This window comes from Idiomarina fontislapidosi (assembly GCF_003226255.1).
Lineage (GTDB): Bacteria > Pseudomonadota > Gammaproteobacteria > Enterobacterales > Alteromonadaceae > Idiomarina > Idiomarina fontislapidosi.
Genome location: NZ_QJST01000014.1, coordinates 66,886 through 75,294 on the forward strand (window position 1 = coordinate 66,886; position 8,409 = coordinate 75,294).

The 8,409-nt window shown below is 43.8% G+C and carries 7 protein-coding genes and 1 pseudogene; all 8 read left to right on the forward strand.

Annotated features, from left to right (window positions below; translation table 11 throughout):
* Positions 1 to 82: 82 nt before the first annotated feature.
* On the forward strand, positions 83 to 1,885 hold the full coding sequence (locus DFP83_RS12035) for a glycosyltransferase family 2 protein (RefSeq protein WP_157981560.1): 1,803 nt from the start codon (positions 83 to 85) through the stop codon (positions 1,883 to 1,885).
* Positions 1,882 to 2,949: a hypothetical protein gene (locus tag DFP83_RS12040; protein WP_110576074.1), complete on the forward strand. Its 1,068-nt coding sequence runs from the start codon at positions 1,882 to 1,884 to the stop codon at positions 2,947 to 2,949. Before DFP83_RS12035 ends, DFP83_RS12040 begins: the two co-directional genes overlap by 4 nt.
* Before the next feature lie 9 nt (positions 2,950 to 2,958).
* Positions 2,959 to 4,560: an aldolase catalytic domain-containing protein gene (locus DFP83_RS12045; RefSeq protein ID WP_110576076.1), complete on the forward strand. Its 1,602-nt coding sequence runs from the start codon at positions 2,959 to 2,961 to the stop codon at positions 4,558 to 4,560.
* On the forward strand, positions 4,557 to 5,252 hold the full coding sequence (locus DFP83_RS12050) for an acylneuraminate cytidylyltransferase family protein (protein WP_110576078.1): 696 nt from the start codon (positions 4,557 to 4,559) through the stop codon (positions 5,250 to 5,252). The genes DFP83_RS12045 and DFP83_RS12050 overlap by 4 nt, the downstream gene beginning before the upstream one ends.
* Complete coding sequence (locus tag DFP83_RS12055) at positions 5,249 to 5,908, forward strand: HAD family hydrolase (RefSeq protein ID WP_110576080.1); 660 nt, start codon at positions 5,249 to 5,251, stop codon at positions 5,906 to 5,908. The genes DFP83_RS12050 and DFP83_RS12055 overlap by 4 nt, the downstream gene beginning before the upstream one ends.
* Positions 5,905 to 6,936, forward strand: a complete 1,032-nt coding sequence (locus DFP83_RS12060; protein WP_110576082.1) for a GSCFA domain-containing protein — start codon at positions 5,905 to 5,907, stop codon at positions 6,934 to 6,936. The genes DFP83_RS12055 and DFP83_RS12060 overlap by 4 nt, the downstream gene beginning before the upstream one ends.
* Positions 6,936 to 7,643: a hypothetical protein gene (locus DFP83_RS12065; protein WP_110576084.1), complete on the forward strand. Its 708-nt coding sequence runs from the start codon at positions 6,936 to 6,938 to the stop codon at positions 7,641 to 7,643. Before DFP83_RS12060 ends, DFP83_RS12065 begins: the two co-directional genes overlap by 1 nt.
* 107 nt (positions 7,644 to 7,750) lie before the next feature.
* Positions 7,751 to 8,377: pseudogene (locus tag DFP83_RS12070) on the forward strand (alanine racemase); the annotation flags it as partial.
* Between the last annotated feature and the right edge of the window lie 32 nt (positions 8,378 to 8,409).

An 8,409-nucleotide genomic window follows, 5' to 3' on the forward strand; every position in this document is an offset into this window, starting at 1 on the left:
TTAACTTTATGTTTACACCTTCGGTGTGTGAGTCTGTAGGCTTACTTATTTATTAAATCTGCGTCAAATCATGGAAATATTGATGGAAAATAACGCTGTCATCTCTTATTGCATCCCGGTAATGAATCGCTTTGAAGATATTGAGGGAACACTATTAGCTAATCTTGAAGTGGCTAAAAAATTTGCAGGTCGAGTAAATATCCATTTAGCTTGTTTTGATGATAATGATCAAGTGGAAAACTATATTAAGGCTCACTGTCAAAATGCATTATTGACTGGTTTATTGCAGTTTCATCGATTAAAACCGCTACCATACTGGCACTTTTGTTGGGCGAAAAATAGTTTCAAACGATTTATCAATGGCGAGTATTACTCAAGTTTAGATGGTGATAACTTTATTACTGAAGAAGAAGTTCAGCAAACGTTAGACTTGGTCTCTTCGAATACCATTATTCACCACTTTTCTGGTAATTGGGGAGATGGTACCTCTGGACGAATAACTATCCCAACGTGGCTATATCGTGAGGTAGGCTATGATCACAAGTTAATGTCGAGACAGTATGATGAGATTTCGTTGATCCTCCATAGCTTGAATCGCTATCCAGAACTTACACTAGTTAGCAACCATGGTGTTGATTTGAAGAACTTATCAAAGACTTTTCCTGAGTTTTGTGAAGTCAATGATTTTAGTTATCAGCACAAAGAAGTCGAGTTTCCACCAGTAAAAAAACCTCCCCTCAATGCGCGCGGTGGCAACTATGTTACTGCGGACCCCAAAATGCGTCTCTTACAGAATGCGAACGCATATTATACCTTTTTACAGTTAGCACAGAGCGCTAAGGCAGAAAGGTTTTATACCGACAAGTTTGATAAGGCAATAGATGAGTTAATACGTTCTGATCAACTCGCATCCGAGTTTGAAAAGCTATTCTTGATTAAAAGTGGCTTTACCGTGAAAAAATCTGACGAGTTAACAGTTTATTCAGTCATTAAGGATGATCTTTTTTTCCTAGAAAATTGGTTAAATCACTATCGTGCAATGGGAGTTAAACGATTTGTTTTGATCGATGATGACTCAAAAAAGCCTCTCACTAGAGTATTTAATGATCCTGATATCATGGTGTGCAAACCGCGCGTTGGCGACTTTAAGAATTTTAAGCGCCATTGGATAAAAGCCTGTGCGAGCATGCTTCAGCAGACAGGATCATGGATGGTAACTGTTGACTCAGATGAATTTGTCGATCCGCCGAAGGGCTACTCTACATTGGCAAACTATGTTTCTGATACTAAGGCATCTCATAAACAAATATTTGGCTTGTTGATTGACTTACTTCCAGATTCCATCTCAGATTCTAAGGTAACTACCGAAAATTATATTGAAACAATGACTCACTGCTTTTGTCGACCCCGCAATGAAAGCTATCGGTATCAGGATTACCCTTCTATAAAATGGGCGTTTGGCGACAATTGGCCTGTTTCGTTTGCTTTTGATATTCGTTGGCGCTTGTTCGGTACATTTGATTCGTTGCGCAAATTTTGTTTGGTTAGATTTGAGCCAAGTATGATGCTCAATCAGGGGTTTCATTCAGTTAAGCGCGGCGGCAATGAGGTTAACCCCAAAATTGTCGCTCATCATATTACTCCAGTACGTCATTATAAGTTTGTAAAAAAACTCGCCGATCACACTCAGGGGTTTGCTGCTTCGGCAAAGAACTACCATGCGCGCACAAGCGGTAATCTGCAAAGGATCGCGGAAACAGGTCTCGACTTTATGGCGATGACTTGGGATCATTCAGCATTTAAATATCCTTACGAGGATATTTATACGCTTTTTGAGAGGGCTATTCGAGAGTCCAGAATTAGTAAAAGGCATAGTAACTCATGACAGAAGTAGATGAAAACCGCTCAACACTACGAGCGGTGAGTTTTATTGATAATGACAAAGTGGTTGTCGGGGCTGAGCCCTGCGATGAGGCTAGCTCTTTACATTTCGTTGCTACAGTTACGTACCTTGATGATAGAGCTAAGAGCTTTTCTTTAGTGCTCTCGTCCGATAAAAAACTTCAGGCAGAGGTTAGTAATATTAGTTCGAGTTTATGCCAAGTTCACACCGTCTCACTTGATGTCATCAAAGCTCAGGGTATTCCGAAAGCGATCGAGATATCGACAGAAGAAAGTGTTCGATTAGAGTTTTTTGAGCCTCGCTTTCACTTAAGTACGCTATGCTGTGAAACTGTTGATGAGGCGAAGGAAACGCTTTGGTTTGGCAGCAGCCCTTTACGGCAAAACAGTAACCAATCCACGCGTTTTATTGCTGAGCAATCGCTTTTAAATGATAAAGGCGCAATACCCGTTAGAGTTAATGCGTTCGTAATTTATTGTTATAAACTTGCTGAGTGCGCCGCGCAAAGTCCTTTTAAGTTAGGTACGATTGCAGATGAGCTTCTGGCAAGTGCACAGGAACTGGAGTTTGCTAACGCATCAAAACTTGATAAAGATTGCTTAACTGGATCACTTATAACGGCTTACTGGCATTACTTATTAAGTTTGGGTGACGAGGAGCAGGCTTTGCAAGTTGCAAGCAAAGTTCTGGGCTATGAATGGCAAACCCCTTACCATCACTTTGGTTTAAATGTGGCAGTCTCGACTTTATTGCTAGCATTGAACGCTTACAAAGATGGCGACAAAGCGCAGTTAGAGTCTTATTTTAAGATGTTAAAAGCAATATTTGATAAATTAGCATCTAAGAGCATATCTAACCCAGAATGGTTTCAGGATCTTGGTGGTATTCATCGAATCACTCTTGCTATCTGGAGACTGCATGAGCATTTACGGTACCAAAAGACATATTCAGAGTGGTTTTTAAAAGATACCGTGAGAAAGTCGTTTAGGGTGAGAGACGAAGCTTTTTTCAAGAGAGTCGAAGCCTTGTACGGTAAACCAGTTTAAGGAAATTCAATGAAGTTACTAGATTGTACGTTGCGAGATGGTGGTTATTATAACGCGTGGAATTTTGACCCAGAGCTGGTCAAAGAATACCTAGAAGCGATGGATGCCGCAGGTGTCGATATGGTAGAACTCGGTCTGCGTTCACTCAAAAATAGCGGCTTTAAAGGAGCGTGTGCGTACACTACTGATAGTTACCTACGTAGTTTACCTATTCCCGCTCGCTTGACGGTTGGTGTCATGGTCAATGCCAGCGAATTGGTGGGTCTTGAATCAATGACGGCTGCTCTCGAAACGTTGTTTCCGGCCCCCGCATCAGACTCTCCCGTCGACTTGGTTCGCATTGCTTGCCATGTGCACGAGTTTGAGGAGGCACTAGAAGCGGTAAATTGGCTTAAAGAGCAAGGCTATTTAGTTGGTTTCAATCTAATGCAAGTGGCCGAGCGTAGTGAGAATGAAATAAAGGCGCTAGCAAAATTGGCCTCTGGTTACGACTTGGATGCTCTGTATTTTGCAGACAGCATGGGCAGCATGAGTCCCGCTCAAGCGTCTGACATCATAGGCTGGCTGCGCAGCGAATGGAAAGGCGAGTTGGGTATCCACACTCATGATAATCTGGGTTTGGCGCTGTCTAATACCTTGCGAGCATTGGATGACGGCGTGACTTGGGTAGACGCTACGGTAACGGGTATGGGACGAGGGCCAGGTAATTCACGCACCGAAGAGCTGGCAATTGAGATTGCTCAGCGTCGCGGAACATCTCTAAATATTGTGCCACTGATGACCATTATCCGTAAACACTTTAAGCCAATGCAACAGCACTATGGTTGGGGAACAAATCCGTACTACTACCTTTCAGGCAAATATGGTATCCATCCGACCTACATTCAGGAGATGCTGAGCGACGCTCGTTTCAGCGAAGAAGACGTGTTGGCGGTGATTGAGCACCTGCGTAAAGAGGGTGGCAAAAAGTTCAGTTTTGACACGTTAGATACGGCACGGCACTTTTTGAATGGTGCAACCGAGGGTAACTGGAATCCCAGAAGCCTTTTCGAAGGGAAAGAAATCTTTTTACTGGGAACAGGTCCGGGGGTTCAGGCTCACAAAAGCGCGATTGAACAGTACATCAAGAAAAACAAACCTGTTGTTGCCGCACTTAACACCCAGACAGCGATTGACGGTGATTTGATTGATGTGCGTTTCGCCTGCCATCCGGTACGTATGTTGGCAGACTGCGAGCGCCACGCCGAACTGCCACAGCCATTGGTAACACCAATTGCTATGTTACCGGAGGATGTAAAAGCCGTTTTATCTGCAAAGACGTTATATGATTTTGGTCTGGATGTGGATAAAGACGGCTTTGCTTTTGGCGAAACTAGCTGTAAAACGCCAACATCGCTGGTCATGGCTTACGCGTTCGCGGCTCTTGCAAGTGGCCGCGCGAAACGTGTGTTAATGGCAGGTTTTGATGGGTACTCAAGCGGTGATCCCCGCAACGAAGAAATGAATGCAGTGGTCAAGAAGTTTGAACAAACGGAAGGCGCCGTAGAGCTCATTGCTGTAACACCATCGCGGTATGACGTTAAAAAGCTTAGTATCTACGGGTTATCATGATGTCAGGTAAAGTTAGCTGTTTTTTACCCTGCCGTGCCGGCAGTCAACGTGTTCCCCGCAAAAACATCAAGCCATTTGCGGGGTTTGAGTTTGGCTTAATCGAAATTAAGCTAAAACAGCTTCTGAACTCACAACGTTTAGATGAGGTGGTGTTATCGACCAATGACGAGGACATTATTGACTACGTTGAGGGTCTTAAGTTTGACAAACTGCGCATCCACCGCCGTGATGATAGCTTGGCATCGAGTGCCACCAGCACGGACGCACTTGTCGCACACGCGCTAGATCTTATACCCCAGGGTCATATTCTTTGGACGCACGTAACGTCGCCGTTTATTAATTCAACGCAATACGACGACATTATCAGCGCTTACTTCAATGCGTTAGAGGCTGGCTATGACTCGCTGATGACGACCACCGAATTACACGCGTTCTTGTGGCAGGATGGACAGCCAATCAACTATGACCGAAACGTCGAAAAGTGGCCGCGGACGCAGACGTTAAAGCCTATTCATGAAGTGAATAGCGGGGCATTTTTAGCATCGAGCGAGGTGTATCAACAACTCGACGACCGAATAGGAAACCGACCTTATCTGCATGCATTGGACAAACTTACTGCACACGATATTGATTGGCCTGAAGACTTTGTGCTGGCTGAATGTATGGTGAGAGAAGGGCTGGTACCGCTATGAAGAGGTCAGTAGCTGAATATCGGACGTTGGTATTTGATTGCGATGGTGTGGTCCTTAATTCAAACCATGTAAAAACGAATGCTTTCTATAAGGCTACACTGCCGTATGGTGAGGAAGCCGCCAATGCCTTTGTGAAATACCACACTGAAAATGGTGGAGTTTCACGCTATAAAAAATTTGCGCATTTTCTAGATGCCATCGCACCTGATGTTGAAGGGCCGAGGTTGGATGAGCTGTTAGAGCGTTACGCTGCTGAGGTTGTTGATGGCTTGTTGACATGCGACGTCGCTGAAGGACTCGGTGATCTTCGTAAACAGACCTCTGACAGTCGTTGGCTGATTGTTTCAGGTGGCGACCAGGATGAGTTGAGATTGGTGTTCGAGAAACGGGGTTTAGCATCACTTTTTGATGGTGGTATTTTTGGTAGCCCCACACCCAAAAAGGACATCTTAGATCGCGAATTGGCCAATGGGAATATTCAACAGCCCGCATTATTCATAGGTGACAGCAAATACGATTACGAATCGGCACAACATGCGGGGTTGGACTTTGTATTTTTATCAGGATGGAGCGAGGTCGACAGTTGGCAGAGCTGGGTGATTGAGAATAACCTCAGCGAATTTGCTTCAGTTAAGGCGTTGCAAGGTGTGTTATGACAAATCCATATAAAAGTTTAGAAAAAGAAGCGTTTTGGCGGCCGTTTGTTGCAGAACGTAGTATGTTCGATATTACCGATTTATGGCGACCTAAGCATAAAATTGATAACAAGACTCAGATCGCTACCTATGGCTCGTGTTTCGCTCAACATATCGGTAGAGCCTTAGATGGACGTGGCTTCAAGTGGTTAAGAACCGAAAAGCCGCCACAGCGCTTAAGTGAAGACAACAAAAAGCGCTTTAATTTTGACATTTTTTCATCACGAACGGGTAATATTTATACAACGTCTTTGCTTAAACAATGGTGCTCGTGGGCTGCAGGCAAAGAGACCGCTCCAGAAGAGGTTTGGGAGCAGGGCGGGCGCTACTACGACCCTTTCAGACCTATTGTTGAGCCAAATGGATTTGCGTCGGCTGACGAAGTTCATAAAACGCGTCGTGTAACGATTCAGTCCTTTAAAAAAAGTATCACTGACTGTGATATTTTTGTATTTACACTTGGGTTGACGGAGAGCTGGTTTAATAAAGAGTATGGCTACGAGTATCCTATGTGTCCCGGAACAGCAGCAGGACAGTTTGACGAACGTAAGCATGGTTTTATCAACCAGCAATACGAGGGAATAAAAAAATCCTTGTACGATGCAATGGGGATAATGAGAGAGCTTAATCCTCAAATTAAGTTCATTCTAACGGTCTCTCCGGTACCTCTCACTGCGACCTATTCCGGGAACAATGTTCTGGTTGCAACGATGGAGTCAAAGTCTATCTTGCGCGCTGTTGCGGGAAGCTTATCTTGTGAAAATGATGAGATAGATTACTTTCCCTCTTACGAAATCATAAATAGTCCAGTGTTTAGAGGCGCGTTCTTTGAGCCCAATATGCGCTCTGTTAATCCTCATGGTGTCGGCTTCGTTATGGACACATTCTTTAAGTGTCAGAAATTAAAAGTTACGGGTGCTCTAGGAGCTTCAAAAGAGGATGCAAAGTGTGAGGAAGAAATTCTGGGTAGCTTTGGAGGGACTAAATAATGCGGCTTTGTGTCATTGGTAATAGCCATGTTGGTGCATTAAAAGACTCAGTTTCCATCGTTGAGAGCTCTGGAATATTTTCGTCTGTCACATTTTTTGCGAAAGGTTCAGATGGTATGAGTGACCTCATTGCAGATACGACGAACTACAGACTTGTGGCAAGGAGTGGGGCTCTGCGTCGTTCATTGGAGTTAACTTCTGGAGGACTCTCGGAAATCGACCCTGAAGCATACGATATTTTTTTAATATATGGTCTTGGGCTTTACCCGTACTTTCGTCACAACAAATTCGTTTCTGAACAGCTGAGTGATGCTCACCTTGCAGACACTTTTAAAAATACTCTTGCGCATGAAGTCTTAAGTCAACTTAGGCATGTCACTGATAAGATGGTGGTATTGGGACATACACCAATGAAAGCTGCTGAAATTGAGAAAGACCAAGAAATTGATCCCGAGTATCTAAAAAACATTGAACTTATGAATAGCCATGAGTCACTTTTATCTTATAAAGCAACGGTCATCAGCCAGCCTCTTGATACGATTTGCAATAAACGATCAACTAAACCCGACTTCACTCGAGGGTCAGTTAGGATGGCGTCTGGTCATGCTAACGATGGAACACAGCACCCTGACAATGACTTAACTCATATGAATAAAGCGTTTGGTCAGCTCTGGTGGGAAAATTTATTTCAGCAGTTAAGTAGATAGCTAAGGTACAAATTATAAAATGGACTTTTTTGTAGGTAGTTCAATATTTAAGAAAATTATCGATAAAAACGTGAACCTGATGTTAGTGTTCAGGTAGTAGTAAATCCTTTGCTGTGGTAAAGGCTAACGCTTATGGACATGGGGCTGTGGAATGCGTTCGCTCGCTGGAAGATACTGCTTCAGCTTTTGCTGTTGCAAGTATCGAGGAGGCATTGTCTCTGCGCATTGTAGGTATTCGGTCTCCTATATTGTTACTTGAGGGGATTTTTGAAGCATCAGAATTGGAACTGGTTGATAAATACGATTTGTGGCTAGCTGTACACACTGCTTGGCAGGTGGAGGCTTTACTTAGTTACACACCGTTGAAACCATTTTCTATCTGGCTAAAAGTAGACTCGGGGCTTCATCGCTTAGGTTTTACACCGACGCGTGCTGTTCAAATTTGGAATAAGCTCGGGCGGGCGAAGCAAGTGGGCTCGTTGCACTTGATGAGTCATTTTGCCACTGCGGATGCAATTTCCGTTCAATTTTTTAATTACCAAACATTGGTAATGCAATCCTTAAGGGATTATCTCGGTGCTTCCCTGAGTTTAGCCAACTCGGCAGCTTTGATGTCTAACACAGATAATCTCGGTGAGTGGAACCGTCCAGGGATAATGCTCTATGGAAGTTGCATGTTTCGGATGAATCCGAACACTCATTTCGGTTCAATCCGATCACCCATTTCGGTTTAAACCGATCACCTGTTTCGGTTTTATCCGATCAC

Bases quoted from the DNA above. Each gene is read 5' to 3' on its own strand.
- DFP83_RS12035 (WP_157981560.1), top strand. From the start codon at position 83: ATGGAAAATAACGCTGTCATCTCTTATTGCATCCCGGTAATGAATCGC.
- DFP83_RS12040 (WP_110576074.1), top strand. From the start codon at position 1,882: ATGACAGAAGTAGATGAAAACCGCTCAACACTACGAGCGGTGAGTTTT.
- DFP83_RS12045 (WP_110576076.1), top strand. From the start codon at position 2,959: ATGAAGTTACTAGATTGTACGTTGCGAGATGGTGGTTATTATAACGCG.
- DFP83_RS12050 (WP_110576078.1), top strand. From the start codon at position 4,557: ATGATGTCAGGTAAAGTTAGCTGTTTTTTACCCTGCCGTGCCGGCAGT.
- DFP83_RS12055 (WP_110576080.1), top strand. From the start codon at position 5,249: ATGAAGAGGTCAGTAGCTGAATATCGGACGTTGGTATTTGATTGCGAT.
- DFP83_RS12060 (WP_110576082.1), top strand. From the start codon at position 5,905: ATGACAAATCCATATAAAAGTTTAGAAAAAGAAGCGTTTTGGCGGCCG.
- DFP83_RS12065 (WP_110576084.1), top strand. From the start codon at position 6,936: ATGCGGCTTTGTGTCATTGGTAATAGCCATGTTGGTGCATTAAAAGAC.